The sequence below is a fragment of the Microbacterium sp. 1.5R genome, assembly GCF_007667425.1.
Taxonomy (GTDB): domain Bacteria; phylum Actinomycetota; class Actinomycetes; order Actinomycetales; family Microbacteriaceae; genus Microbacterium.
In genome coordinates this window covers 846700-869789 of record NZ_VDRC01000002.1, presented here as the reverse complement: position 1 = coordinate 869789, position 23090 = coordinate 846700, and the positions used below count along the sequence as shown (strand labels likewise).

Genomic DNA, 23090 nt, shown 5'->3' with positions numbered 1-23090 from the left:
TGCGCCCTCGGTTCGTCTCCGTCGCATCACCGGGCGAGCGCGGTCGCGATCGCGGCCGTGTGCTCGAGCGGGACGTGATCGCCGACACTGCGGTCCGCGCAGACCGCGTCGAAGCCGCCACGAAAGGCCACCCTCCCGTCAGCATCCAGAGCACGATAGAACGCACCGGCGGTGGCTACTCCCCCCTCCGCCGACGCCCAGAGCTCCTGCGGCGAGGCATACCAGATCCAGGTGTGCTCTGCGACCTCGACGCCTGCCCACCCGGCGTCCTCGAGCATCGAGGCGAATCCCGCCGCCGATCGATCGAAGTCCTTCTCCGCCGGAAGCCGCGTCGCCTCGACCGGCGCGAGACCGGCCCGGTCGCATACCTCGCGCCAGAACCAGGAGGGAGACGTCGACCAGATCGATGCCGCGAGCCCTCCGCGGGCGACACGGACGAGCTCGCGCGCCGAGGCGCGGGGGTCGCCGACGTGGTTCAGCACGAAGTTGGCGACCGTTACGTCGAAAGCGGAATCAGGGAACGGGAGCGCAGGAAGAGATCCGACGACCAGCGTCAGCTGGGGGCGGAGCTGCGCGGCGACGGCACGCATCGTCGGCTCGGGCTCGCACGCTGTGACGTCCCACCCCGCCGAGAGGAACTCCGCAGCCAGCGCGCCGGTCCCCGATCCGACGTCCAGCATCGTCCGTCCGTCAGCCGCACCCAGACGCTGGCGCAACATCGGCACGGTTCCGACGCAGAGGGATTCGTACGACGCCGCGTAACCGGCACCCGTGCCATCCCAGTCCTTCATGCCATCGCCCCGTCGTTCACGGTGTCATGATCCCTTCGCGGCGAGAACGCGCCAGGGCGAGCGGCGACGATCGCGACGACGAGGACGGATGCCGCGATCCCGAGCCCCGCGTACTGGAAGTTCGACAGGATCACCCCCGCGAGCACGGAACCTGCCGCCGCCGACAGGCTCATGAGCGAGTCGCTGCGTCCCTGCCTCCGCGTGCGGAGGTCCGGGGCGCTCGCCTCGGTCAGCAGGGCGGCACCGGCGACGGTCGCTGCGCTCCAGCCGAGGCCGAGAAGGATGAGGGCGACGATCACACCCCACTCGCGGTCGCTGACGAAGACCGCGAACGCCAGAGCGCCGGCGAGCAATGCCTGCCCGAGCAAGACGGTCCGCAGCCTGCCCCACCGGTCGGCGAGGATGCCGAACAGCGGCGACAGCGCGTACATGCCGCCGACGTGCAGGGCGATCGTGATGCCGACGAGGGCCGAGACGTCGGCCGGGGTAGGCGCCATGCCGTGCGCACCGTGCGCCATGTGCGCGAGATGCACCGGCGTCATCGCCATGACGGAGGCCATCACCACGTGCGAACCCGCGATCGCGAAGATGGCGTACCGCGCCACGATGGGGCGATCCTCGACGGCGCGGTTCGCCGTCGCCGCGGCGGCGACGGCCAGCCTTTGCGCCGTGAGCAGCGGGTCGGGGCGCAGGGCGACGAGGTACAGGCCGAGGGCAGCGCACTGCGCGACGAAGGAGAAGGCGTACGACCCGGTCTGCGGCGGCATCCCGATGAACTCGCCGACGACCTCGCCTGGGCCGAGCAGCAGCGGTCCGGCGACCCCGCCGATTGTCGTCGCCCACACGACGATCGACAGGTCCCTGCCGCGATGCTGCGCGGAGGCGAGGTCGGTCGAGGCGAACCGCGACTGCAGGTTGCCGGCGTTCCCGGCGCCGATCATGACGATGCCGACGAGCAGGAGGGGGAAGACCCGCAGTGAGGCCGCGGTGATCACGATGGCGATGCCGACCAGCGCGAAGAGGTTGCCGAGGGTCAGTGCGCGCCGGCGTCCCACCCGCGCGGCGAGCCGGGCCAGCGGGATCGCGCAGAGCGCGGCTCCCAGCGTCACGGATGCCGTGGCCATGCCCGAGAGCGCATCGCTGCCCGAGATGTCGGCAGCGAGGAGCGCCCCCAGCGACACGGTCGCCCCGAACGCGACGCCGCCCAGCACCTTCCCGACCGACAGGACCAGGACGGTGCGCCGCTGCACGCGGAGAACCTGCGCCGCAGAGAGGGCGACGCCGCTCATGACGCGGGCGAGGCGTCTCGCACGGCGTTGCGCAGGATGCCGAGGCCGGAGATCTCGACCTCGACCGTGTCGCCGGCGTTGAACGCGCCCACACCCGCCGGCGTCCCCGTGAGGATGACGTCGCCGGGCAGCAGCGTGAACACCGCCGACGCGTGCTCGATGATGTCGGCGACGGAGTGGATCATGTCGCTGAGCGGCGCCCGCTGCTTCACCTCGCCGTTCACGCGGGTCTCGATCGTCGCGGTCGACGGGTCGAAGTCCGTGTTGATGGTGGGGCCGAGCGGGCAGAACGTGTCGAAGCCCTTGGCGCGAGTCCACTGGCCGTCCTTGCGCTGCAGGTCGCGCGCGGTCACATCGTTCGCGATCGTGTAGCCGAGCACGTGGTCGAGGGCGTTCTCCGCCGAGACGTTCTTCGCGACGCGCCCGATCACCACGGCCAGCTCGCCCTCGAACTCGGTCTGCTCCGAGATGGCCGGACGCACGATCGCGTCACCGGGGCCGATCACCGAGGTGTTGGGCTTGAGGAAGAGCAGCGGCTCCTGGGGGGCCTCTCCCCCCATCTCCGCCGCGTGGTCGTGGTAGTTCTTCCCCACGCACACGATCTTGGAACGAGGGATCACCGGGGCGAGGATCACGGCATCCGCGATCGGCACGCGGTCGCCGGTCGTCTCGTATCCGGCGTAGAGCGGGTCGCCCGTCAGGACGACGAGGTCGGACTCGTCGACGATCCCGAACAGGATGGCGTCGTCATGGCTGAACCGGGCGATCTTCATGCATCCAGCCTATCCAGCCCCGCCGCGCCCGCCGAGACCCCGCCGTGCCCGCCGAGCCCGCACCCCGCCGAGCCCCTGCCCTGCCGCCGAGACCCCGCTTCGTCGCCGAGACCCCGCCCTGCTGACGTCAGCAGGGCGGGGTTTCGACGCGAAAGCGGGGTCTCGGCGAGTGCCCGCATCAAGACGGACGGATGCCGAATGCGGCGAGTCGTGCCGCCAGGGCGTCGGGAGAGCGCAGATCATCGCCACCCCACCGCACCAGGCGCCATCCGGTCACTCCTCGGATGTCGTCTTCGCGCCTCTTCTCGGCGAGTACGACCTCCGCCGGGCTCGATGCTCTGCGCATCGACGGCTCCAGATACTTGGCCTCGCCGTCGAACTCGCCGAATGTTCGCGCGCGCGGCAATCCGAAATCGAGGTAGTACTGATCGCCGTCTGCGCCCGTGACGGGCACCTGCAACTGCACGTCCCGGAAACCGAGCGTGTGCAGATGCAGCCTGCTGACGCTCTCCCCCGGCAGCTGCGCCCGCCCGTCCGCGAACTCGCCGATCCAGCGCGCGTGACGAACGCCCCGCAGACCCGGTGTGCACAGCGCGCTGAGGCGCTCGCGCCAGTCGCCATCCGCCGCTGCGTCGATGAACCTCCCCCGCAGAGCCTCGCTGCGCAGAGCCGCATCTGCCGCAGCGAGAGCCGTAGCGCGAGAGGTCGTGCGCGCGAGGTCGAACACCGTGCGCACAGGCGAGGTGAGACGAATGCCCCCGCTCTCGACGATGTCCTCGCGATCGACAGTCAGATCGTGTCTCACGACGCCCGATTCCGTCCTCGTGTGGCGCCGACCCTCGATGATCGTGTGCACCTCGGGCGCCACCGCACCGAAAAGCGGAAGACCCCACACGGCAGCGGCCGACAGATGACTGAAGATCGGTCCCGGCCCGGGACTCGCACGTCGTACGGCCAGCGCTCTCACGAGATGTCGACCTTCGGCCCAGAGATCGCTCCAGTCGCTGTTCTCGATGTAGAACCCGCGATGCACGCGCCGGAGATCACCCGCTCGCTCGCGATCGCGGATCTCCCTCTCGGTGTGCGATCCCGAGGCGATCAATTCCGCGCGGGATCGCAGCAACATCGCGGCTTCTGCAAGGTCGATTCGTCGAGGCATCCGTCATTGTGCGCCGCAGTCGCCTCCGATCGCCGGCTCTCCACAGGCAACCCGGCCGATCGCTCGGTGTGCAGAAGCGGTCTCCACACGCCGAGACCCCGCTTCAGCGTCGAAACCCCGCCCTGCTGACGTCAGCAGGGCGGGGTTTCGGCGCGAAAGCGGGGTCTCGAGCGACGAGGCAGACAGAACGCTCAGGCGTCGAGGCGCACGAGCCAGCCGTGCCGGTCCTCGCGGCGGCCGTACTGGATGTCGGTGAGCTCTTCGCGCAGCGACAGGGCGAGCTCGCCGAGCGGCTGCGGCTCGTCGAATCCGTCACCCACGAGCGCGCCGATCGGCGTCACCACGGCGGCGGTTCCGCACGCGAACACCTCGACGATGTCACCCGACGCGACGCCCTCGCGCCACTCGGTGATCGAGATCGGACGCTTCTCGACCGTGAAGCCACGGTCCTCCGCCAGCTGCAGCAGCGAGTCGCGGGTGATGCCCTCGAGGATGCTGTCGGACTCGGGCGTGACGACGCGGCCGTCCTTGAAGACGAACACGACGTTCATGCCGCCGAGCTCCTCGACGTTGTCGTCCTCGTTCAGGAAGACCACCTGGTCGCAGCCCTTCTGGCTGGCGAGCATCTGGGGCAGCAGGCTCGAGGCGTAGTTGCCGCCCGTCTTGGCCTTGCCGGTGCCTCCGCGACCCGCGCGAGCGTGCTCCTCCGACAGCCAGATGCGCACCGGCTTCACGCCGCCGGTGAAGTACGCTCCCGCCGGCGAGGCGATCACGTAGTACGCGACCTTCTGCGCGGCGCGGACGCCCAGGAACGCCTCTTTGGCGAACATGAAGGGTCGCAGGTACAGGCTCTGGTCGGCGCCCGACGGCACCCAACGCCCATCGACGGCGATGAGCTCGCGCAGCGACTGCACGAAGTACTCCGACGGGAGCTCCGGCAGCGCCAGGCGGCGCGCGCTCGCCTGCATCCGCGCCGCGTTGCGGTCGGGGCGGAAGGTATGGATCGAGCCGTCGGCGTGGCGGTACGCCTTGATGCCCTCGAAGATCTCCTGTGCGTAGTGCAGAACGGATGCCGCGGGGTCGAGCGGGATCGGACCGTAGGGCTGCACGCGGGGGCGGTGCCATCCGCCCTTGGCCGACCAGCAGATGTCGACCATGTGGTCGGTGAACACGACACCGAATCCGGGGTTCTCGAGCACCTCGTTGACGCGCGCCGGCGTGGCCGCGTTCAGGTTCTTCGTCACCGCGAACTCCAACGGAGCCACGGTCGTCTCTGCATCGATGGTCGTCATGTCTTCATCCAATCCTCGTGGGTGGGCGCATCGTCGCGCCGCTTCAGCCTACGCCTGCCGTTCAGAGGCGGGCAGTGATCGCGGAGCCGATCTCCGCGGTCGTTCGCGCGCCCGAACGGGCGGCGATATCAGCTTCGACAGCGGCGTGCACGCGGGCACTCTCCGCCGGGAAGCCGAGGTGGTCGAGCAGGAGGGCGATCGAGAGGATCGCGGCCGTGGGGTCGGCCTTCTGCTGACCGGCGATGTCGGGCGCCGAACCGTGTACGGGCTCGAACATCGAGGGGAACGCGCCGTCTGGGTTGATGTTCCCCGAGGCTGCGAGGCCGATGCCGCCCGTGACGGCGCCGGCGAGGTCGGTGAGGATGTCACCGAAGAGGTTGTCCGTGACGATCACGTCGAACCGCGACGGATCGGTCACGAGGAAGATCGTGGCGGCATCCACGTGAAGATAGTCGACGGCGACGTCGGGATGCTCGGCGGCCACCTCGTTGACGATGCGCTGCCAGATGGCGCCCGCGTGCACGAGAACGTTGGTCTTGTGCACGAGAGTCACCTTCTTGCGGCGACGCTCGGTAAGGTCGAAGGCATAGCGGACGACACGCTCCACACCGAAGGCCGTGTTGACGGACGTCTCGTTCGCGACTTCGTGCGGGGTGCCCTTGCGGATCGCTCCCCCGTTGCCGACGTACGGCCCCTCGGTGCCCTCGCGCACCACGACGAAGTCGATCTCGCCCGGGGCGGCCAGCGGGCCGGGAGCGCCTGCGAACAGCTTCGATGGGCGCAGGTTCACGTAGTGATCGAGCGTGAAGCGCAGCTTCAGCAGCAGCCCGCGCTCGATGTTGGCGTCCTTCAGGCGCGGGTCGCCCGGGGTTCCGCCGACAGCACCGAGCAGAATCGCGTCGTGCGCGGCGATCGCCGCGAGATCGTCGTCGGTGAGAGTGTCACCCGTTGCGAGGAATCGGTCGGCACCGAGCGAGAAGCGGGTCTTGTCGAAGGTCACGTCGGAGTCTGCCGTGACCGCGTCGAGGACTCTCTCGGCCTCGGCGATGACCTCGGGGCCGATCCCGTCGCCGGGGATGACGGCCAGCTTCACGACACGCGACATGGGACTCCTTGCATCGGGACGAACCGGTCTGCTCCGCCTGATGGCGTCGCGCAGACCGGTTCCTCCAGAGTAGCGCTCAGTGAGTGGGCGCCTTGCGCAGTGTGACGGCGGCGATCACGCCCGCGATCACGACGAGTCCTGCGCCGATCAGCGACGTCACGAGCACGCCGGATCCGAAGGCCGCAGAAGCCGCAGCCCAGAGGGCGTCGCCGAGTTCGCCCGGCAGCGCGGCCGCCGCCGTGTACGCCCCGGCGAGGGTCTCGGATGCCGCGCGCGCGGCCTCGGCGGGGATGCCGTCCGGCACCACGAGCGCACCTCGGTAGAACGCCGTGATGAGTCCGCCGAGGACGGCGGTGCCGAGCACGGCCCCGAGCTCGTATGCGGTCTCGGAGACGGCGCTCGCGGCTCCCGCCTTGGCCGCCGGCGCGCTCGAGAGGATCAGCTCGTTCGAGATGGTCTCCGCGGCACCGATGCCGATGCCCAGCACGACGAACGCGATGATCAAGGGGAGGACACCGTGGTCCTCGGTCGACAGCGCCACGAGGAGGTAGCCGGCGACCGAGAACGCGAGGCCGGCTGGTACGAGGACGTGCGGTCGCACGAGGCGCGAGATCGGCACGACGCTGAGACCGGCGACGATCATCGCCACCATGCCTGGCACGAGCGCGAGGCCCGCGACCATCGGCGAGAGTCCGAGCACGAGCTGCAGGTGCTGCGAGACGAAGTACAGGAACCCCACGAGGGCGACGACGCTGAGCAGGTTCACGAGGATCGCGCCCGAGAACGTCCCTCGGCGGAACAGCGCCATGTCGAGCATGGGGATGTCGGCGCGCAACTGCCGTCGCACGAAGAGGTACCCCATGATCATTCCGAGCAGGGCCCACGCGCCTGCGGTCAGCGACGGCCCGTCGACCGCGAGCGACTTGATCGCGTACACGACGGGGATCATCGCTGCCATCGACAGCAGGATGCTGATCGGGTCGATCCGTCCGGGGTGGGGGTCGCGACTCTCGGGCACGAGGAGCGGCGCGGCGATGAGCAGCGGGATCAGCACCGGAACCGCGATGAGGAACACCGATCCCCACGCGAAGTGCTCGAGCAGGAACCCCCCGACGATCGGACCGAGCGCCGCACCGGCAGAGAACGCGGAGGCCCATACCGCGATCGCGAGACGCCGCTGGTCGCGGTTCTGGAAGATCGAGCGCAGCAGCGACAGCGTCGACGGCATGAGCATGGCACCGAAGAAGCCGAGCAGCGCCCGAGCGGCGATGAGCAGGCCGGCGGTGGGGGCGAACGCCGCCAGAGCCGACACGATCGCGAAACCGGTGGCGCCGATGAGCAGCATCCGTCGGCGCCCGAAGCGGTCGCCGAGCGTTCCCATCGTCACGAGGAGCCCGGCGAGCACGAGCGGGTACACGTCGATGATCCAGAGCTGCTCGGTCCCCGAGGGGGCGAGGGCGATGGAGATCTCGGGCAGGGCAAAGCTGAGCACCGTGTTGTCGACCGAGACGAGCAGCACCGGCAGCATGAGGACGACGAGAGCCGCCCAGCCTCGGGCCCCGACGCGCGGGGCTTCCGTCTCGGTCGTCGCGATCGACGCCGTGCGGGTCATGAGGAACACCTTTCGAATGGGGACGCGCTGAATATAAACCGTCCGGATGGTATAGTAACAGAATCACCGCTCCCCTGGCGTACCGTGAAGACAGGAACCCGCCGAGCAGAGGAACACGATGCCCCGACCTCCCCTCGCCCGCGAGCGCGTCCTCGACGCGTTCGAGAAGATCGTGCTCAACGACGGCGAGCGAACAGCCACCCTCGACGCCACCGCCAAGGCGGCCGGCGTGTCGAAGGGAGGTCTCCTGTATCACTTCGGGTCGAAGGACGACCTCGTCGCCGGCCTGCTCAACCGCCTCGATCGGCTCACCACGGCCGACCTCGAACGCATGAACGCCCACGACGAAGGACCTGTCGCCTACTACGTCCGCACCTCGGTGATGGAAGACGACGTACTCGACCGCGCCCTCATCGCGACCTCGCGCCTCGCCCAGGGCGGTTCCGTCGCGGCGGGCGACGCCCTCCGGCACGTACGGCGGCGCTGGGAGGACACCATCCGTCCCCACGTGCGCGACCGCGCCAGCCTCGACCTCGTGATGCTCGTCAGCGACGGTCTGTACTTCAACAACTCACTCGACGTGAACGGCGAGGAGCACCTGGTGCCCCACCGCGAGGAACTCGAGGCGCTGCTCGCCCTGGTCCTCCGCGCGACCGCGCCCTGACGGACGGCGCGGAGGCAGAAGAGGGAGGATGCCGCAGCGCGCGGCACCCTCCCTCCTCTGTCTTCCGGATCAGACCTCGGTGATCTCGATCTGACGGAACAGGTCGGCGTCGATCGCGCCGCGCAGATCGTCGAGCAGGTCATCGGACACCGGCGAGTCGAGCGTCAGGACGCTGAGAGCCTGGTCACCGGCGCCGAGGCGCGCGATCTGCATGCCGGCGATGTTGATGCCGGCCTCGCCGAACTTCTGGCCGTAGACAGCGACAATGCCCGGGCGGTCGGTGTAGAGCATCACGACGTGGTGCTTCTCGATGGGCAGCTCCAGCGCGTGGTCGTTGATGCCCACGAGCTTCTCGGTCTGCTTCGGCCCGGTCAGGGTGCCCGAGACCGCGAGCTGCGAGCCGTCTGACAGCGCCCCGCGCAGCGTGATCACGTTGCGGTACTCGTCGCTCTCGTCGTCCTTGAGCAGACGGACGGCGATACCGCGCTGCTCGGCGAGCAGCGGCGCGTTCACGTACGACACGGTCTCGCTCACGATGTTCGTGAACACACCCTTGAGGGCCGCGAGCTTGAGCACGCTCACGTCGTAGTCGTTGAGCTCGCCGTGCACCTCGACGTCGAGGCTCGTGAGCGGCGACGTGGCGAGGGCGGCGAAGATCTGACCGAGCTTCTCGACGAGCGAGATGCCGGGGCGCACGTACGGGTCGATGACGCCGCCGGCGACGTTCACCGCGTCGGGCACGAGGTCACCGCCGAGCGCGAGGCGCACGGACTTCGCGACCGAGACGCCGGCCTTCTCCTGCGCCTCCTCGGTGCTCGCCCCGAGGTGCGGCGTGACGACGACGTTCGGAAGGTCGAGCAGCGCCCGCGCGGAGCCGCCCTCCACCGGGGGTTCCGAGGTGAAGACGTCGAGGCCCGCACCCGCGATCTCACCCGCGACCAGTGCCTCGCGGAGCGCCTCCTCGTCGATGAGGCCGCCACGGGCGACGTTCACGACGAAGGCCGTCGGCTTCATGGCCTTGAACTGGTCGGCGCCGATCATGCCCGTGGTCTCGGGAGTCTTCGGCATGTGGATCGTGAGGAAGTCCGACTCTGCGACGAGCTCGTCGAGCGATAGCAGCTGCACGCCGAGCTGCTGCGCCCGCGCAGACGTGACGTAGGGGTCGTACGCGACGACGCGCATGTCGAACGCCGCGAGCCGCGCGGCGACGAGGGCGCCGATGCGGCCGAGACCGACGATGCCGACTGTCTTCTCGAACAGCTCGGCGCCGGTGAAGGAGCTGCGCTTCCATGCGCCGGATGAGAGCGAGGCGTGCGCGGCGGGGATGCGCCGCGCCAGGCTGAGGATATGGCCGACCGTGAGCTCGGCGGCGGAGACGATGTTCGAGGTCGGGGCGTTGACGACCATGACGCCGGCCGTGGTGGCTGCCTTGATGTCGACGTTGTCGAGCCCGACGCCGGCACGGGCGACGACCTTGAGCTGCGGAGCGTGCGCGAGGGCTTCCTCGTCGATCTGGGTCGCCGACCGGATGAGCACCGCGTTCGCATCGGTGAGGGCCGCGAACAGCGCGTCGCGGTCGGTGCCGTCGACGTGCTTGACATCGAAGTCGGGACCGAGGGCCTCGATCGTGGCGGGAGAGAGAACTTCGGCGATGAGCACGACGGGCTTCGGCACAGTGGATCCTTCGGGGCAGCGCGACAGGCGGGAGGGGCCGATGCGCCGCACACCGTGGGGGCGCGATCACCTCAACTGTACCCGAGCGCTCCCCGCCTCCCGGACGTGTGACGGCCGGCGACGCCTTATGCGGTCGGCAACGTCAGGGTGTAGGCGAGCAGACTCAGCCAGAACACGGCGACGATCCCGAGACCTGCCAGCAGCGCGAGGGCGAGCTCACCGGCGCGTCGGCGACGACCGATCAGATAAGCGAACACGAACACGATCGCAGGGAAGATAACCCCGAACAGAAGCGTCACCCACCCGGCGCCGCTGATGCCGCTCTGCGCCATCGTGATCAGGTGCGCGACCGCATTCCAGACCGCGTACGCGTAGAAGAGGCCGGCGAGGCCGAGGACGAGTCCGACCACCCAGCGTGGCGAGGGCGAGACCTTCGAAGAGACATGGCGCGACGAGGTCATGATCCGATCGCCCCCACCGTCACGAAGGGCCAGGGCACGAGCAGCACCACTCCCAGCAGGAGCACGGACAGACGGATCCAGGTCGCTTTGCCACGAGTGAGCACCCACCCCGCGAGGAACCACAGAGCCGGGGCGGCGACGGCGAGCACGAACCAGGGCAGGAACATCGCGTCGGCCACGAAGAAGTTCGCGAGCGGCTTGAGCCGCAGACCGCCGACGACCCATCCGACGCTGTACAGGAGGTAGATCCCGCCGACCACTCCGAGCGTCAGCAGCATGCCGGTGCCCAGTGCCGGGCGATCGTCGTCCAGCGGCGCTGTCTCGTCGTCGTCGGCACCGACCGTCTCCGCGGTGACCGGCGGGCCGACGGAACCGGTCGGCGACCCGATGATCGACTGTTCGCGCACGGCATCCGCCTCTGGCGAGGGGCGATGGGAGCCGCGCTCGCGTGGCGGTCGCTTCGAGGCGCGCGCGTCGTCACCGTCCCAGCTCAACGCGTCATCGTCGGAATCGGATGTCATGTCTCCAGCGTAGGACACCCGCTCCACTAGGCTCGGGGCATCCGGGCCAGAGGGCGCCCACGGCGGGGAAGGATCGCAGTGACCGAGGACAACAACCGATCGGGTCGCACCCGATCCACGAGCGACGTAGGAGAGCCCGCTGCGGGCTGGACCCCGACTGCTCAGGCCAAGTCGAAGGCGACGACGTTCCGATGGATCGCGGTCGCCCTGTGGGTCGTCGCGATCGCCGCCGAGGCCGTCGCGATCTTCTGGTTGCTGCGACAGCGCGTTGTTGTCGGCGAGGACGGCACGTACGTCCGCGATTCCGACACGGGCCTGCTGGAGAGCCAGAACGCCACGGCACAGTTCCCACAGTGGGCGTTCATCACGCTGCTGGTGATGCTCGTCGTGATCGCGGCGCTGTCGATCACCGGGTCGATCCTCTGGAAGAAGGCGAACCGGCTCGACCCGGCGCGCAAGTCGGACAAGGTCCGTTTCTTCGTCCAGAACCAGCTCGGAGCGATCATCGCGGTCGTCGCCTTCCTGCCGCTGATCATCCTCATCTTCCTGAACAAGGACATGGACAAGGGGCAGAAGGCGACCGCCGGCGTGGTCGGCATCGTGCTCGCAGCCCTCGCGGTCGTGCTGGGCATCGACTTCGACGCGCCCTCGGTGGAGCAGTACACCGCCGACCAGTCGACCGTCATCCAGCTGCTCGGCAAGGACGAGGTGGTATGGGTGGCCGGAGGAGCCGTCTACCACGTGTGCGACGAGGTGTCGGACATCCAGACCGGGAGCGAGAAGCTCACCGGGACGACCGCCGAAGCCGTCGAAGCGGGCAAGATCCGCCTCACGCTGAAGTTCGCCTCCGAGCTGCGGACGTGCGGCCTCGCGGTGCCGGAGAACGCCGATGAGATCACGGAGGCGCTCCGCGCGATCCAGAGCGGTCAGACAGAGACGACCCTGCCCGCACCCGTCTGGGCGGACCCCGCGGACGCACCGATCGAGGTCGAGGATGCCGCTCCCGTGGAGTGAGCCTCGACGCAGAACGGGCCCGGTGCGATTCGCACCGGGCCCGTTCGCTGTCTGGTCAGATCAGCGCGCAGCGCTGCCGTCGACGTAATCCTCGTCCGTCTGCTTCCATGCGAAGAGCGAGCGCAGCTCCTTGCCTGTGACCTCGATCGGGTGCTGCTCCTCCTTGGCGCGCAGCGCCAGGAACTCCTCGGCACCGTTGTCCTGGTCGTCGATGAAGCGCTTCGCGAAGGCGCCGGACTGGATGTCGGCCAGGACGCCCTGCATGCTCTCCTTGACGCGCTCGTCGATCACGCGGGGTCCCGAGACGTAGTCGCCGAACTCGGCGGTGTCGGAGATCGACCAGCGCTGCTTGGCGATGCCGCCCTCCCACATGAGGTCGACGATGAGCTTGAGCTCGTGCAGCACCTCGAAATAGGCGATCTGCGGCTGGTAGCCCGCCTCGGTGAGGGTCTCGAAACCGGCCTGCACGAGGTGGCTCACACCACCGCAGAGCACGGCCTGCTCGCCGAACAGATCGGTCTCGGTTTCCTCCGTGAAGGTCGTCTTGATGACGCCGGCGCGGGTGCCGCCGATGGCTTTGGCGTACGAGAGCGCGGTGGCCCAGGCGTTGCCAGACGCGTCGCGCTCGACCGCGATGATGTCGGGGATGCCGCGACCGGCGACGAACTCGCGGCGCACGGTGTGGCCGGGCGCCTTCGGGGCGACGAGGATCACGTCGACGCCCTCGGGAGCGTCGATGTAGCCGAAGCGGATGTTGAACCCGTGCGCGAAGGCGAGGGTCTTGCCCGCGGCGAGGTTCGGGGCGATCGACTCGCTGTAGATCGTGCGCTGGTGCTGGTCCGGCGCGAGGATCATGATGAGGTCGGCCCACTCGGTGGCCTCGGCGACGGTCTTGACCGCGAAGCCGGCCTCTTCGGCCTTCGGTGCGGACTTCGACCCCTCCTTGAGGGCGATGGCGACCTCGACGCCCGAGTCGCGCAGGTTCTGCGCGTGGGCGTGGCCCTGCGAGCCGTAGCCGACGATCGCGACCTTCTTGCCCTGGATGATGGACAGGTCGGCGTCGTCGTCGTAGAAGATCTCGGTGCTCACTGGTTCTTTCTCCTTGATTGTTGGCGTTTCGTCTCTGCGTTTCGACTCGCTTCGCTCACTCGACGAGCGAACGTCTTCGCAGATGGGGGTTTTCGTTCTGGTCAGCCGCGCAGGACGCGCTCGGTGATGCTCTTGCCGCCGCGGCCGATCGCGAGGAGACCGGACTGCGCGATCTCCTTGATGCCGAAAGGCTCGAGGGCGCGGAGCAGTGCTTCGACCTTGCCGCGATCGCCCGTGACCTCGACGACGAGCGCATCCGGGGCGTAGTCCACCACGGAGGCGCGGAAGAGATTCACGACCTCGATCACGTTCGACCGCGTCGCGTTGTCGGTGCGCACCTTGATGAGCATGTGCTCGCGCTGTACCGACGTCGAGAAGTCGAGCTCGACGATCTTGATCACGTTGATCAGCTTGTTGAGCTGCTTCGTCACCTGCTCGAGCGGCAGGTCGTCGAGGTCGACGACGACCGTGATGCGCGAGATGTTCGGCACCTCGGTCACACCGACGGCGAGGGAGTGGATGTTGAAGCCCCGGCGGGCGAACAGCCCGGCGACTCGCGTCAGCAGACCGGGGGTGTCCTCCACGAGGAGGCTCAGCACGTGCGTCGTCATGGTCAGTCCTCCTCGTCGAATGCGGGCGCGTGGTCACGCGCGTACTGGACGTAGCTGTTGCTGACGCCCTGCGGCACCATCGGCCACACCATCGAGTCGGCGCTCACGACGAAGTCGATCACGACGGGCCGGTCGTTGGTCTCCAGCGCGAGCTGGATGGCCGCGTCGACCTCCTCCTCCTTCTCCACGCGGATCGCCAGGCACCCGTAGGCCTCGGCGAGCTTCACGAAGTCGGGGATGCGGATGGTGCCGTGGCCCGTGTTCAGGTCGGTGTTCGAGTGGCGGCCGTCGTAGAACAGCGTCTGCCACTGGCGCACCATGCCGAGCGACGAGTTGTTGATGACCGCGACCTTGATCGGGATGTTGTTGATCGCGCAGGTGGCCAGCTCCTGATTGGTCATCTGGAAGCATCCGTCGCCGTCGATCGCCCACACGTGCCGGTCGGGCTGAGCCACCTTCGCACCCATGGCCGCGGGGACCGAGTAGCCCATGGTGCCCGCTCCCCCGGAGTTCAGCCAGGCGTTCGGGCGCTCGTACTTGATGAACTGCGCCGCCCACATCTGGTGCTGACCGACGCCCGCGGCGTAGATGCCCTCGGGGCCGGTGAGCTCGCCGATGCGCTGAATAACGTACTGCGGGGCGAGCAGGCCGTCGGTGGTCGGCGTGTATCCGAGCGGGAACTCCGCGCGGAGCCCGTCGAGGTACGACCACCACTCCTCGGTGTCGGGAGCGGTGCCCGCGGCGGCGCTGCGGAAAGCACTCTCGAGGTCGACGAGCACGTCGCGCACGTCGCCGACGATCGGCACATCAGCCGTGCGGATCTTCGAGATCTCGGCAGGGTCGATATCGACGTGCACGACCTTGGCGTTCGGGGCGAACAGCGCTGCCTTTCCGGTGACGCGGTCGTCGAACCGCGCACCGAGCGACACGAGCAGGTCGGCCTCCTGCAGCGCGAGCACGGCGGGGACCGTGCCGTGCATGCCGGGCATGCCCAGGTGCTGCGGGTGCGAGTCGGGGAAAGCGCCGCGCGCCATGAGCGTCGTCACCACGGGGGCGCCGGTCGTCTCGGCGAGGGCGAGCAGCTCGGCCGACGCGCGACCGCGGATCACTCCGCCGCCGACGTAGAGCACGGGCTTCTTGGCCTCGGCGAGCAGGGCTGCGGCGGCCTGGATCTGCTTGCCGTGCGCCTTGGTCACCGGGCGGTAGCCGGGCAGGTCGATCTTGGGCGGCCAGACGAAGGGCGCGACCGCCTGCTGCGCGTCCTTCGTGATGTCGACGAGGACGGGACCGGGGCGGCCGGTCGAGGCGATCTCGTATGCGGCGGCGATGGCGCCGGGGATGTCGGCGGCATCCCGCACGAGGAACGAGTGCTTCGTGATCGGCATCGTGATGCCCACGATGTCGGCCTCCTGGAACGCATCCGTGCCCATGAGGGTCGAGAACACCTGGCCGGTGATGGCCAGCAGCGGCACCGAGTCCATGTACGCGTCCGCGATCGCGGTGACGAGGTTGGTCGCACCCGGACCGGAGGTCGCGATGCAGACGCCGACCTTGCCCGACGACGAGGCGTAGCCCTCGGCGGCGTGCCCGGCGCCCTGCTCGTGACGGACCAGGATGTGACGGAGCTTCTCGGCATCCATCAGCGGGTCGTAGACGGGGAGGATCGCGCCGCCGGGCAGACCGAACACGTCGGTGATGCCCAGCATCTCGAGCGAGCGGACGACGGCCTCGGCTCCGGTGATCTCGGGAGAGGAGGATTTCGGTGCGGGCGGCCTCGGCACGGCCGAGACGGAGTCAGCAGTCATGACTTTCCTTCAGGTGGTCTGTGGGCGACGTCGGATGCCGGGAGAGCGGCCGACGCGGATCAGCCGGTCGTCGCGCCCTCGGCGGCGGACCGCACGAGACGCGAGTACTTGGCAAGAACGCCACGGGTATAGCGCGGGGGAAGCGGCTCCCAGCCAGAGCGGCGGGAGGCGAGCTCCGCCTCGTCGACGAGTAGGTCGAGAGAGCGAGCTGCGATATCGACCCGTATCAGATCACCATCGCGCACGAAGGCGATGGGACCGGAGTCCACCGCTTCGGGTGCTATGTGGCCGATGCACAGGCCGGTTGTGCCGCCTGAGAATCGTCCGTCCGTCAAGAGTAGTACATCTTTTCCGAGCCCCGCGCCCTTGATGGCCGCGGTGATGGCGAGCATCTCGCGCATGCCGGGTCCGCCCTTGGGGCCTTCGTAGCGGATGACGATCACGGTGCCCGCCTCGATCTCGCCGTTCGCGACCGCATCCATCGCCGCGCGCTCGCGCTCGAAGACGCGAGCGGGGCCCTCGAAGACCGCGGCGTCGAAGCCTGCGGTCTTCACCACGGCGCCCTCGGGGGCGAGCGAGCCGTGCAGGATCGTGAGACCGCCGGTCGCGTGGATCGGGTTGTCGAACGTGTGGATGACCTCGCCGTCGATCGGCTGCGGGTCGAGGTCCGCCAGGTTCTCCGCGAGTGTCTTGCCGGTCACCGTGAGCGCGTCACCGTGCAGCAGGCCTTCGTCGAGCATCGCCTTCATGATGACGGGGATGCCGCCGTGCCGGTCGACGTCGTTCATGACGTACTTGCCGAAGGGCTTCATGTCAGCGACGTGGGGCACCTTGTCGCCGATGCGGTTGAAGTCGTGCAGGCTCAGCTCGACCTCGGCCTCGCGGGCGATCGCGAGCAGGTGCAGCACGACGTTGGTCGAACCGCCCAATGCCATCGCGAGCGCGATCGCGTTCTCGAACGCCTCGGGCGTGAGGATGTCGCGCGTCGTGATCCCCTGGCGCAGGAGGTTGACGACGGCCTCGCCCGACCGGTGAGCGAAGTAGTCGCGGCGACGGTCAGCGGCGGGCGGAGCCGCCGAGCCCGGCAGGCTGAGGCCCAGCGCCTCGGCGACGGACGCCATCGTGTTCGCGGTGTACATGCCGCCACACGCGCCCTCGCCCGGCGCGATCGCGCACTCGATGCGCTTGAGGTCCTCCTCGCTCATCAGCCCGGCGCGGCACGCGCCCACGGCTTCGAACGAGTCGATGATCGTGACGTCCTTCTCGGTGCCGTCCGAGAGCTTCACCCACCCGGGGGCGATGGATCCCGCGTACAGGAACACGCTCGACAGGTCGAGGCGGGCGCTGGCCATGAGCATCCCGGGGATCGACTTGTCGCAGCCCGCGAGGAGCACGGAGCCGTCGAGGCGCTCGGCCATCATGACCGTCTCCACCGAGTCGGCGATGACCTCGCGCGACACGAGCGAGAAGTGCATGCCCTCGTGGCCCATCGAGATGCCGTCGGAGACGGAGATCGTGCCGAACTGCAGCGGGTAGCCTCCGCCGGAGTGCACGCCCTCCTTCGCGCCCTGCGCGAGCCGGTCGAGGCTCAGGTTGCAGGGGGTGATCTCGTTCCAGCTCGAGGCGATGCCGATCTGGGGCTTGTCCCAGTCGGCGTCGCCCATGCCGACGGCGCGCAGCATGCCGCGCGAGGTCGTGGCCTCGATGCCGTCGGTGACGACGCGGCTACGGGGTTTGATGTCGATGGACTCGGAGGAGGCGTTGTCAGACGAGGACATGACGGAAGTCTATTCCCGACGAGCAGTCCGCTCATCCGCCAGCGCCTCCAGAAGAAGCGCGAACTCCTGTGGGTTCTCCACACGCAGCGCCGCCGCCGACTCTCCGGGGCCGACCCGCACGCCGAGGTCATCGCCGTCCAGCACGCGCATCGCGTCCTCATCCGTCACGTCGTCGCCTGCGAAGAGGATCGCGGTCGCGTCGAAGTGCTCCCGCAGCGCCGCCATCGCGGCATCCTTCCCCTCGGCCCGCGAGGAGAACTCCAGCACCCGGTGCCCTGAGCGTCGACGCCAATGCGGGAAGCGCGCAGCGACGAGCTCGTCGATCTCGGCGAAGACGGCCTGCTCGACCTCTCGGGTCGCCGCGCGCGTGTGGACGCCCATGCCGAATGTCTTCGGCTCGAGCTCGGCGCCCTCGTAACGGTCGATGATCGGGCGAGCGGCGGCCCAGAGCTCCTCGCGGTCGCCGTCAGCAGTCGCCTGACCGTCGAGATCGGCCTCGCCTTGACCCGGATACCAATACTGCGCACCGTGCGAGCCCGCGAGGGCGATGAGCGAGTCGTCGGTGTGCTCGGTGATGACTCGCAGATCGTGCATGCTTCGCCCCGAGACGTAGGCGACCAGCGTGTCGGGCAGCTCGGCGAGCCGGGCGACCTGAGCGGCGACCTCCGGCAGGGCGCGGGCGGCCATCGGGTCGGGCACCAGCGGAGACGCCGTCCCGTCGAAGTCCAGGGCGACCACGAGCCGCGGTGTCGCGGCGAGGGTGCTCAGGGCGGGGTCGGACGATCCGGGGGTCCAGCTGCGGGTCACGGGAGAGTCTCCAATCGACGGGTCTCTCCAGTATGGCCGCCCGATCAGCGAGACCTGACGTCCGACAGCGCTCGGAGGAACGATGCCGACCACGCGGTCACGTCGTTCTCCAGCACTCGACGGCGCAGCGACCGCATCCGTCTGGACTGCTCGGCCGGCGTCATCTCGACAGCCGACATGATGGCGTCTTTGAGCCCGGCGATGTCGTGCGGGTTCACGCGCACGGCCTGGCGGAGCTCGTCGGCGGCACCGGTGAACTCGCTGAGCACCAGCACTCCCCTGTTGTCCGCGCGAGTGGCGACGTACTCCTTCGCGACGAGGTTCATCCCGTCCCGCAGCGCGGTCACGAGCATCACGTCGGCCGCGAGGTAGAGCGCGACCATCTCCTCGCGTGGATACCCCTGGTGCAGGTACCGGATCGCCGTGTGCCCCATCGTGTCGTGATCGCCGTTGATGCGCCCGACCGCGAGCTCGATCTCGTCGCGCAGGTGCACGTAGGCGTCGACGCGCTCGCGACTGGGGCTGGCGACCTGCACGAGCGTGACGTCCTCGACGTGCAGACGGCCGTCCTCCAGCAACTCCCCGTAGGCCTTGATGCGGTGACGGATGCCCTTCGTGTAGTCCAGCCGGTCGACCCCGAGCAGGATCTTGGAGGGGTTGCCGAGGCTCTCCCTGATCTCCTGCGCGCGCGCCTTGATATCGGGACGCGCGGCCAGCTCGAGGTAGGGCGCGGTGTCGATCGAGATCGGGAACGCCCTGGCCACGGCCGAACGTGTCGCACCGTCGGCCGTCGGCACCGCCACGTTCGAGCCCTTCACCTCGTACTTGAGGCGTCGCCGAACCGCCGTGAGGAAATACGTGGCGTCCTGCGCCCTCTGGAACCCGATGACATCGGCGCCCAGCAGTCCCGTGAGCACCTGGTCGCGCCATGGCAGCTGCGCGTACAGACCGTGGGCGGGGAACGGGATGTGGTGGAAGTACCCGATCGTCACATCGGGGCGCAGGTCGCGCACCATCTGCGGCACGAGCTGCAGCTGGTAGTCGTGCACCCACACGGTCGCGTCGGGCGCGGCGACCGCCGCGGCCGCCTCGGCGAAGCGCCGGTTGACCCGGACGTAGGCGTCCCACCACTCTCGGTGGTACTGGGGAGGAGCGATCACATCGTGGTACAGCGGCCAGATGGTGTCGTTCGCGAAACCCTCGTAGTAGTCGGCGACCTCGTCCGCGCTCAACGACACCGGCACGAGATCGATGCCGTTGATCTCGAACGGCTCGAGTTCGGTGTCGGGCTGCCCGGGCCATCCGACCCACGCGCCGTGCGCGCTGCGCATCATCGGCTCGAGGGCGGCCACCAGGCCGCCGGGCGACGTCCGCCACTCCTCGGCGCCGTCGGGGCCCACCACGCGGTCGACGGGCAGACGGTTGGCGACGACGACGAAATCTGCGGGCATGGGGGAAGGCTCCTGACGATGCGGTGCGGTGCTCCTCAGGCTACCGAGGCTCACACCGAGGCTACGCGAGGTGCTGATCGGCCCAGGCTCCAGTTGACAAGCGCTGCGGCGAACGCTACCCCGGCCGCGGCGATCGGGAGCAGGAGCGCGGCACCCGTTCCGGTGTTCTCGGCGAGTTCGCCGGCGACCGCCGCCCCGATCGACTGGCCGACGATCACCGCCGACCCGAGCATGGTCATCACGGTCGCGGACCGGCCGAGGGGGCTGCGGGCGGCTCCCAGGCTGTACTGCGTGACCAGCGTCGGGCCGATGCCGACCCCCATGATCGCCAGCGCGACCATCATGGTGGCCGGGGTGTCGACCACGAGCAGCAGCAGTGAGCCGCCGAGCAGGATGCCTGAGAAGACGAGCCACCGGGCGCGCAGCGCGAACCTCGCGGGCAACCATGCGACGCCGAGTGCGAGCAGCGCGGAGCCGACTCCCATGACGCCGTAGAGCAGACCGGCCTGCTCCGCGGCGCCGCGATCGGCCATGAACGATGTCAGAGAGGTGAGCATCGTCCCGAAGAACATCCCCACACCGAGGATGCCGAGGACCACCACCAGGAGTCGCGGATCGACGAGCTCGGATGCCGACGACGGTGCCTTGCCGTCGTCGCCGCGGTGCATCGACACGACCCTGGCGCTCGGGTGCAGAGCGAAGCCCCCGACGAACAGCACGGTCAGCGCGGCCGCACCCGCCAGGGGCGCCCAGGGGGCGATCGCCGAGGCGAGGATGCCGACGAGGAACGGGCCGAAGACGAAGACCGTCTCATCGGCGGCGGACTCGTAGGCCATGGTGCCCGACAGCGTACGAGGACGCACCGCTTCCGGCATCCGTTCCGAGATCATCGTCACGAGTCGCGACCTCGACATCGGGGCCACCTGCGGAGCGGTCGCACCGATGCCGAACGCGGCGAGGAGCACGAGGGCGTCGACCGTGTCGCCGTAGACCACCAGTGTGAACAGCACGAGCATCGCGCCGTTCGCGATCGCCAGGGCGAGGAGTACCGAGCGCTGACCGAAGCGGTCGGCGGCTGCGCCGAGCAGCGGACCGAAGCATGCGGTGCCGAGTCCCACGGCAGCGGAGGTGAGCCCTCCGAGCGAGAGGGAACCGCGGGCCGAGACGACGACGGTGAGGACTCCGACCACCATCATCGCGAAAGGCAGACGGGCGATGAAGGCGATGAGGAAGTACGAGAAGCCCGCCGTGCGGAGGAGGCTGGGGGCTGCTGCGGTCGACGTGGAGGCGGAGGATGTCGATGGGGAGGCGTGTGTCATGGCTCTCGCGCGTCCGCGGACGCGGGGGTCGGGTGCCGCCGCTGTCCGCCGGGGAGCCGACGGCCGGTAGATACACGGGTGCGGCCGCGGACCGGCCGCGACCCCTCAATGGTATCGCGCTCCGTTACGCCGCGCCTGGGCATCGGATGCGTCCGGTGGCAGGACGCACGGCAGGTTGTCAAGGCGGGGCAGGTGAGGCCCTGCGCCGGGTAGCGTGAGGGCATGAACTACCTCACCAGCACCGGACTCCTCGGCGCGATCATGTCGGGCGTCTCCCTGCTCCGCGGTTCTCGCGAGACGAAGATCACCTGGCGCGCAGCGCTCGCGTGGCTGAGCTGGGGCATCAGCTTCGCGCTCGCGATCGGCGCCGTCATCGACACGCGGCGGGCGAGGCAGGGCAGGCCGGTCTCGAAGGACTCCCCCGTGTATTCCAAGCAGCAGAAGGATCGTCAGAAGCAGGAGAAGCACCTCGCGAAGGAGCTGAAGCGCTCGCGCTGAACCTCGCGGCCGCCCACATCTGGAACGATCCGGCCGCACCTGATGCGGATGCCCCGACCCCGATGCGGACGCCCCGCACCGGGTGCGGACGCCCCGAACCTGACGCGAATGTCCTCTACCTGATGCGCATGCCGCCTACCTGGTGAGAATGAGCGCCTCGCCCTGACCTCCGCCGCCGCAGAGTCCGACGGCCGCGACGCCGCTGCCGCGCCTGGCGAGCTCGTGAACAGCGTGCACGACGAGACGGTTGCCCGACGCGCCGATCGGATGACCGATCGCGATGCCGCCGCCGTGAACGTTCACGATCCGGCTGTCCAGGCCCAGCTCGGTCTGCGACCGGGCGACGACCGCGCCGAAGGCCTCGTTGATCTCGACGAGATCCAAGTCGCTCGGCGAGATCCCCTGTTTCTCGCACGCCTGCTCGATCGCTCGCGCTGGTTGCGCGTGCAGCGAGTTGTCCGGTCCGGCGGTCTGCCCGCTTGCACCGACCGTGGCCAAGACGTCCCAGCCCTTCGCCGCCGCGGTGCCCCGCGTCGTCACCACGACGGCGGACGCGCCGTCGGAGATCTGCGACGAATTGCCCGCCGTCAGCGAGCCCCCGGCGGCGAACGCGGCACGGAGACCCGCGAGCGACTCGACCGTCGTGTCGGGGCGCACACCCTCGTCCGCCGCCACCACGACGGGCTCACCCTTGCGCTGCGGAACCTCGACCGGCACGATCTCGGCCTCGAACACCCCGGCCTGCTGGGCGGCGGCCGCCCGCTGATGAGAGAGTGCGGCGACGGTGTCCTGCGCCTCCCGCGTGACCTCGTAGCGCTCGTTGTGACGTTCGGTCGACGCCCCCATGCTCTCGCGATCGAAGGCGTCGGTGAGACCGTCGTACGCCATATGGTCGAGCACCTCCACCGAGCCGTATGCCCACCCGTCGCGCGACCCCATGAGCAGGTGCGGCGCGCGCGTCATCGACTCCATCCCGGCGGCCACGACGACGTCGGCATCGCCGGTGCGGATCATGCGCGCGGCGTCGATGACCGCCGTGAGCCCGGAGAGGCACACCTTGTTCACGGAATGGGCGGGGACATCCCAGCCGATGCCCGCACCGATCGCGGCCTGACGGGCGGCGTTCTGCCCTGAGCCGGCGGCGAGCACCTGGCCGACGATCACGGCATCAACGTCGGCGGCCGCCACCCCGCCGCGCTCGAGGGCTCCGCGGATCGCGAGGGCACCGAGCTCGGGGGCGGAGAAACGGGCGAGCTGCCCCTTCAGGCGGCCCTGGGGCGTGCGTGCTGCGGCGACGATCACGACGTCGTCGTCGCGGGTGGCGCTGTGGTCTGTCATGTCGGCATCCTTCTTCAGATCTCTGCGATCGGTCTGCGG

21 protein-coding genes are annotated in these 23090 nt (G+C 69.2%); 3 read left to right on the top strand and 18 right to left on the bottom strand.

The window, feature by feature from the left end; genetic code table 11:
- Positions 1–26: 26 nt before the first annotated feature.
- The 7 genes from FSY98_RS15020 to FSY98_RS14990 all read right to left on the bottom strand — a co-directional run bounded on the left by FSY98_RS15020 (position 27) and on the right by FSY98_RS14990 (position 8021).
- Complete coding sequence (locus FSY98_RS15020) at positions 27–791, bottom strand: class I SAM-dependent methyltransferase (RefSeq protein WP_144877438.1); 765 nt, start codon at positions 789–791, stop codon at positions 27–29.
- Positions 788–2080, bottom strand: coding sequence for an MFS transporter (locus FSY98_RS15015; RefSeq protein WP_144877437.1), 1293 nt, complete (start codon positions 2078–2080; stop codon positions 788–790). The genes FSY98_RS15020 and FSY98_RS15015 overlap by 4 nt, the downstream gene beginning before the upstream one ends.
- Entirely contained in the window at positions 2077–2853 is a 777-nt protein-coding gene (locus FSY98_RS15010) for a fumarylacetoacetate hydrolase family protein (RefSeq protein ID WP_144877436.1), read from the bottom strand. Before FSY98_RS15010 ends, FSY98_RS15015 begins: the two co-directional genes overlap by 4 nt.
- Positions 2854–3031: 178 nt before the next feature.
- A complete protein-coding gene (locus FSY98_RS15005; RefSeq protein ID WP_144877435.1) occupies positions 3032–3979 on the bottom strand; it encodes a type IV toxin-antitoxin system AbiEi family antitoxin domain-containing protein in 948 nt (315 codons plus the stop codon).
- Between the two features lie 224 nt (positions 3980–4203).
- Positions 4204–5304 carry a branched-chain amino acid aminotransferase gene (locus tag FSY98_RS15000; protein WP_144877434.1) on the bottom strand — a complete coding sequence of 367 codons (1101 nt, stop codon included), beginning with the start codon at positions 5302–5304 and terminating at the stop codon, positions 4204–4206.
- 61 nt (positions 5305–5365) lie between these two features.
- Positions 5366–6409 carry a 3-isopropylmalate dehydrogenase gene (locus FSY98_RS14995; RefSeq protein WP_144877433.1) on the bottom strand — a complete coding sequence of 348 codons (1044 nt, stop codon included), beginning with the start codon at positions 6407–6409 and terminating at the stop codon, positions 5366–5368.
- Positions 6410–6485: 76 nt separating this feature from the next.
- Positions 6486–8021 carry an MFS transporter gene (locus FSY98_RS14990; protein WP_144877432.1) on the bottom strand — a complete coding sequence of 512 codons (1536 nt, stop codon included), beginning with the start codon at positions 8019–8021 and terminating at the stop codon, positions 6486–6488.
- 118 nt (positions 8022–8139) lie between these two features.
- On the opposite strand from FSY98_RS14990, the gene FSY98_RS14985 reads away from it, so the two are divergent.
- Complete coding sequence (locus FSY98_RS14985) at positions 8140–8685, top strand: TetR/AcrR family transcriptional regulator (protein WP_144877431.1); 546 nt, start codon at positions 8140–8142, stop codon at positions 8683–8685.
- Between the two features lie 69 nt (positions 8686–8754).
- On the opposite strand, the gene serA is transcribed toward FSY98_RS14985, so the two are convergent.
- The 3 genes from serA to FSY98_RS14970 all read right to left on the bottom strand — a co-directional run bounded on the left by serA (position 8755) and on the right by FSY98_RS14970 (position 11341).
- Positions 8755–10359: a phosphoglycerate dehydrogenase gene (serA, locus tag FSY98_RS14980; RefSeq protein WP_144877430.1), complete on the bottom strand. Its 1605-nt coding sequence runs from the start codon at positions 10357–10359 to the stop codon at positions 8755–8757.
- Between the two features lie 125 nt (positions 10360–10484).
- Positions 10485–10820, bottom strand: coding sequence for a hypothetical protein (locus FSY98_RS14975; RefSeq protein ID WP_144877429.1), 336 nt, complete (start codon positions 10818–10820; stop codon positions 10485–10487).
- Positions 10817–11341: a hypothetical protein gene (locus tag FSY98_RS14970; protein ID WP_144877428.1), complete on the bottom strand. Its 525-nt coding sequence runs from the start codon at positions 11339–11341 to the stop codon at positions 10817–10819. The genes FSY98_RS14975 and FSY98_RS14970 overlap by 4 nt, the downstream gene beginning before the upstream one ends.
- Before the next feature lie 78 nt (positions 11342–11419).
- Here FSY98_RS14970 and FSY98_RS14965 point away from each other — a divergent pair, with 78 nt between their 5' ends.
- Entirely contained in the window at positions 11420–12355 is a 936-nt protein-coding gene (locus tag FSY98_RS14965; protein ID WP_144877427.1) for a hypothetical protein, read from the top strand.
- Between the two features lie 60 nt (positions 12356–12415).
- Here FSY98_RS14965 and ilvC read toward each other — a convergent pair whose 3' ends face one another.
- From ilvC to FSY98_RS14930, 7 genes are all read right to left on the bottom strand, one after another.
- Positions 12416–13444, bottom strand: a complete 1029-nt coding sequence (ilvC, locus tag FSY98_RS14960) for a ketol-acid reductoisomerase (RefSeq protein WP_144877426.1) — start codon at positions 13442–13444, stop codon at positions 12416–12418.
- A gap of 101 nt (positions 13445–13545) precedes the next feature.
- Positions 13546–14055 carry an acetolactate synthase small subunit gene (ilvN, locus tag FSY98_RS14955; protein WP_144877425.1) on the bottom strand — a complete coding sequence of 170 codons (510 nt, stop codon included), beginning with the start codon at positions 14053–14055 and terminating at the stop codon, positions 13546–13548.
- Between the two features lie 2 nt (positions 14056–14057).
- Positions 14058–15860, bottom strand: a complete 1803-nt coding sequence (locus FSY98_RS14950) for an acetolactate synthase large subunit (protein ID WP_144877424.1) — start codon at positions 15858–15860, stop codon at positions 14058–14060.
- 59 nt (positions 15861–15919) lie between these two features.
- Positions 15920–17638 (bottom strand): dihydroxy-acid dehydratase, encoded by a 1719-nt coding sequence (gene ilvD, locus FSY98_RS14945; protein ID WP_144877423.1) that lies wholly within the window; start codon positions 17636–17638, stop codon positions 15920–15922.
- 9 nt (positions 17639–17647) lie between these two features.
- A complete protein-coding gene (gene otsB / locus FSY98_RS14940; protein WP_144877422.1) occupies positions 17648–18445 on the bottom strand; it encodes a trehalose-phosphatase in 798 nt (265 codons plus the stop codon).
- Positions 18446–18489: 44 nt separating this feature from the next.
- Positions 18490–19896 carry a trehalose-6-phosphate synthase gene (locus tag FSY98_RS14935; RefSeq protein ID WP_144877421.1) on the bottom strand — a complete coding sequence of 469 codons (1407 nt, stop codon included), beginning with the start codon at positions 19894–19896 and terminating at the stop codon, positions 18490–18492.
- Positions 19897–19946: 50 nt separating this feature from the next.
- Positions 19947–21215 (bottom strand): MFS transporter, encoded by a 1269-nt coding sequence (locus FSY98_RS14930; protein ID WP_144877420.1) that lies wholly within the window; start codon positions 21213–21215, stop codon positions 19947–19949.
- Between the two features lie 222 nt (positions 21216–21437).
- Between FSY98_RS14930 and FSY98_RS14925 the strand changes: the two genes are divergently transcribed.
- Positions 21438–21713: a hypothetical protein gene (locus FSY98_RS14925; RefSeq protein WP_144877419.1), complete on the top strand. Its 276-nt coding sequence runs from the start codon at positions 21438–21440 to the stop codon at positions 21711–21713.
- A gap of 135 nt (positions 21714–21848) precedes the next feature.
- Here FSY98_RS14925 and FSY98_RS14920 read toward each other — a convergent pair whose 3' ends face one another.
- The gene (locus tag FSY98_RS14920) at positions 21849–23051 is read right to left on the bottom strand and encodes an acetyl-CoA C-acetyltransferase (RefSeq protein ID WP_144877418.1); all 1203 of its coding nucleotides are present in this window, start codon (positions 23049–23051) and stop codon (positions 21849–21851) included.
- Positions 23052–23090: the final 39 nt, after the last annotated feature.

What these genes read in the sequence shown, in the direction of transcription:
- FSY98_RS14935 (WP_144877421.1), bottom strand. Translation starts at nt 19,896, where the DNA reads ATGCCCGCAGATTTCGTCGTCGTCGCCAACCGTCTGCCCGTCGACCGC.
- FSY98_RS14950 (WP_144877424.1), bottom strand. Translation starts at nt 15,860, where the DNA reads ATGACTGCTGACTCCGTCTCGGCCGTGCCGAGGCCGCCCGCACCGAAA.
- FSY98_RS14985 (WP_144877431.1), top strand. Translation starts at nt 8,140, where the DNA reads ATGCCCCGACCTCCCCTCGCCCGCGAGCGCGTCCTCGACGCGTTCGAG.
- FSY98_RS14920 (WP_144877418.1), bottom strand. Translation starts at nt 23,051, where the DNA reads ATGACAGACCACAGCGCCACCCGCGACGACGACGTCGTGATCGTCGCC.
- FSY98_RS15015 (WP_144877437.1), bottom strand. Translation starts at nt 2,080, where the DNA reads ATGAGCGGCGTCGCCCTCTCTGCGGCGCAGGTTCTCCGCGTGCAGCGG.
- ilvN (WP_144877425.1), bottom strand. Translation starts at nt 14,055, where the DNA reads ATGACGACGCACGTGCTGAGCCTCCTCGTGGAGGACACCCCCGGTCTG.
- FSY98_RS14975 (WP_144877429.1), bottom strand. Translation starts at nt 10,820, where the DNA reads ATGACCTCGTCGCGCCATGTCTCTTCGAAGGTCTCGCCCTCGCCACGC.
- FSY98_RS15010 (WP_144877436.1), bottom strand. Translation starts at nt 2,853, where the DNA reads ATGAAGATCGCCCGGTTCAGCCATGACGACGCCATCCTGTTCGGGATC.
- FSY98_RS15005 (WP_144877435.1), bottom strand. Translation starts at nt 3,979, where the DNA reads ATGTTGCTGCGATCCCGCGCGGAATTGATCGCCTCGGGATCGCACACC.
- FSY98_RS14970 (WP_144877428.1), bottom strand. Translation starts at nt 11,341, where the DNA reads ATGACATCCGATTCCGACGATGACGCGTTGAGCTGGGACGGTGACGAC.
- FSY98_RS15020 (WP_144877438.1), bottom strand. Translation starts at nt 791, where the DNA reads ATGAAGGACTGGGATGGCACGGGTGCCGGTTACGCGGCGTCGTACGAA.
- FSY98_RS15000 (WP_144877434.1), bottom strand. Translation starts at nt 5,304, where the DNA reads ATGACGACCATCGATGCAGAGACGACCGTGGCTCCGTTGGAGTTCGCG.
- FSY98_RS14990 (WP_144877432.1), bottom strand. Translation starts at nt 8,021, where the DNA reads ATGACCCGCACGGCGTCGATCGCGACGACCGAGACGGAAGCCCCGCGC.
- FSY98_RS14925 (WP_144877419.1), top strand. Translation starts at nt 21,438, where the DNA reads ATGAACTACCTCACCAGCACCGGACTCCTCGGCGCGATCATGTCGGGC.
- FSY98_RS14930 (WP_144877420.1), bottom strand. Translation starts at nt 21,215, where the DNA reads ATGACACACGCCTCCCCATCGACATCCTCCGCCTCCACGTCGACCGCA.
- ilvD (WP_144877423.1), bottom strand. Translation starts at nt 17,638, where the DNA reads ATGTCCTCGTCTGACAACGCCTCCTCCGAGTCCATCGACATCAAACCC.
- FSY98_RS14995 (WP_144877433.1), bottom strand. Translation starts at nt 6,409, where the DNA reads ATGTCGCGTGTCGTGAAGCTGGCCGTCATCCCCGGCGACGGGATCGGC.